Source organism: Apibacter sp. B3919 (assembly GCF_026537405.1).
Classification (GTDB): Bacteria; Bacteroidota; Bacteroidia; order Flavobacteriales; family Weeksellaceae; genus Apibacter.
In genome coordinates this window covers 1-3,168 of the sequence record NZ_JAFNMG010000009.1, presented here as the reverse complement: position 1 = coordinate 3,168, position 3,168 = coordinate 1, and the positions used below count along the sequence as shown (strand labels likewise).

Sequence of the window (3,168 nt, the reverse complement as noted above, 5' to 3'; positions counted from 1 at the left end):
ATCAAATTCTTCCCCCTGGCCACGGTAACCAAAGAAACAGAAGATAAATCTTCAAGATTTCCCAGATCAGAAACATAGAGCGGATTAAAAAAATGGAAAAAACCAGATTCCATCCTTTTTAATTGTTCCGCGGTAGGAGTTTGCCCTTCCTCCAAAGTGGGCATGGCAATGCCCACCTGCGAATACTCCTCATTAAAAACCTTTTCATACGAATCCCTGTTTACCGTCTTCAGCTGAGATTCCAATTCCACCCAAACCGTTGCATCGTTTGCATCCTTTTCCTCCTTAAAAACGGCGATATAGAACACCTGAGGGCTCGGAACTATCGAGTCCCTCTCCGGGGTAAAATCCAGCGACAGTAAGCCGTCGGTCCCCACCACCTCTGCCTCATACCTTTTTGCCTGTGTTGCCACCGTAAAGGACTTTTGCTTGTCGTTATAAGAATCCGCCCAATCATCCGCCCCCAATTTTTTATACACAATCACCGTTAGTTTTTCCTTAGCCATACCCACGGTATGTACCCAAACCGTATGCTTTATGCCGTACTCAGTAGTCTTTATCTGAACATCATCCGCTGCCTCATTAGAAAAACACAAAGAAGTAATGCGCGCAGGAGCAGGGACTTTCAAATATTCTCTGCGATCCAATACCAAATATAACGTTTTCCCCTCTATATGCACCGTTTCCACTTCTTGACCGTCTGCCCGGTGGATCAAGGATATGCGAGAAAGATCCAACGGTTCTTTTGAGGTAAATTCCACCGTAAAAAAAAGTTTGGTCTGTACTTTAGGGTCGGGATTGATGGTTTGTATCTTTTCTTTACTTTCCCGGTCCACAATAAAGGAAAGTTGACAACTTCCTTTTTTATCCAAGACGGCATCCAGTTCTTTTATCAAACATTCTTGTCGGCGGAAGGTTTCCAACGGTTCAAAGTTGGGATGTTCTGCCCAAATCGTTACTTTAATTCCAACGCTCTCCAGCCCTTTCAAACTAAGGTAGAAATAATTTTCTTCCTCCCAGCCCGTCTCGGTCCTTCTGGTTCCGTTTTTGTAACACCACAAGGCTCTTTCCAGAAAAACCTCTTCCGCTTGTACGGTTTTTTCTACTGAACGGTCACTTACTTCCTCTCCCTGCAGTTGGGCCGAAAAAGTAACTTTTTCTTTCCTGTCCATTCGTAAAACCGCTTGTTGACGGTCGGAGGACAGACTCCATTTCAACTCGACAGAATGCGGACAGGTCCATTGCAACATTTCTCCCGCTTGCAGAGGCATCAAGGGTTGGATCTTATAGACAGCTTCAGCTCCCACGGGTAGTTTTTCAGGACCGCTGATGCTTTCCAAACGGTTCTTGCCCACTTCAATCCATGCCGTATCCGGACCTTTTCCCAAAACAGCTGCCGAGTCTTTATCTTCCCCGAAGGCTCGGAATTTATAAATCCCGTAAAGGTCGGTTACAGGCTGCCCTTGTTTTTTGAATTCTTCGATAAGCGCTGCAACACTGATCTTTAACTCTTCTTTAAGTCCTAACCGTATGACTTTCCCCCCGTCTTTTTGAACAATCCAAAAAACCCGATTCCCTAATCCGATCATTCCTTCGTAATTATACTTGATTTTCGAGACTTTCAGATGAAAAATGCCGTCTTTTCGTATCTTGTCGCTTCCCTGGTTTACTATATTTTCTGCCGATCGGTTTTTTATTTTTACGGTCAACATGCGCCGATTAGGCAACATTCCCATCGGAACATAATTATGGTCTTCCAACTCTATAACATAAGAGCCGCTGTTGCGAAAAGAAGCCATCAGACTTCCCGAGAGAATTTGCGCTCCCAAAGGGCTGTTTTTATGATCGGCAGAAAATCCCGGAGCATTCGTATATAAGATCGTCCCGTTCAAATCTTTGATGCGCCATCGCATGCCTTGCAATATAAAGAACTTGGTTTTTAGCGAATCGGGAAAGGTATAGCGAGGGGTAAAATAGGTGGGAGTATTTTTGGGAAGTTCCACGATTTTCTCTTTGGAAACCTGCTTTGCGTTGACAACAATTTCCTCGAGTTTGTTTGCTTTGCGATGGATGATTATTTTGGTAGAATCTCCTATGGGAACCTTTCCGTATCCGAAGATGGTGGTCTTGCCTTCAGGTAACTCTTCCAGGTTTACTTGGTGTGTGCTTCCGTATTCCAGATAAGTTTTTATTCGGTCTTTTTGAGTATCTCCTTTGTAGTAGGCCCAATTGACCAGACTTGCATCGTCTTTTTCCCTTACTGTAGCCTGAAGGGTGATTGTTTTAACCGCTCCGCCTATTTCAAAGCACACTTCTCGGTGGGAGGGAATCGTTTGCTTGGGGACGCTTGAAGAAACCAAATCTATTTTGCTTACCGAGGGAATGGTATTTCCTAATGAAGCCGCAATCTTCGGACTTATCATAAAAATATCATACGATTCCCTGAGGTGTTTTTTAAAAATTTTTGCCGAGAGTCTGATCCTTTGGCCGTGGTTTTTAATGGTGATTTTCCCCTTATACTTACACTCCCCGTAGGAAGCTTCCGTCAGTGGTTTTTGTTTGCCGAATTCGGCGTTTTGATAATAATCTTTCCATGAAATTTGCGGGGTGCAGGCCGGCTGGGGACTGCTTCGGTTACACAATCCAAAATTCATGTGGTCTTGGTCATCTTCCAGCCAAGTGGCTATTTTCTTTTGATTGGCCAGGTACTTGTCATCATCCTTATGCTTTACTTTTAAAATACATTCGGGAATGCTTCCTCGGTTGCAGCTTACGCAAGCTCCTTCTACTACTAAGGCTAAATGATCGGGTTTTTTATCGGGCATGGAGTTAGTTTTTTTTAAGGTTGAGTTAGTGGGAGTAAAGCAATTAAAAAATCCCTTTACTTTTTTATTTTTACAACTTTACAAGCGGAAAAATTCCATAAGAATTAGATTCCGATTTACACTAAATAAACTATATACGAAACAACGAGACGTTATATTCATAAGTTAGGCTTTGTGAAAATTATTCGGCTAAGATAAAGATTTTTTTATCAGAATTTATAACTTTTACGGTTATTTTTAGTTTAACTTGTTGATCATCAAAAAGATGCTGTTGGGTTGTCTGAACAAAGTTATGGGTTGGTTTCAGGCTTTCTTTAAAATATGTATGGGCTATCTTGTTGTA

Annotated in this window: 1 protein-coding gene; it reads right to left on the bottom strand. The window is 42.4% G+C overall.

The genetic code is table 11. From position 1 onward, the window contains the following. A partial coding sequence (locus J3U20_RS10065) for a DUF4280 domain-containing protein (RefSeq protein ID WP_160543384.1) occupies positions 1–2,825 on the bottom strand: 2,825 nt, incomplete at its 3' end. Between the last annotated feature and the right edge of the window lie 343 nt (positions 2,826–3,168).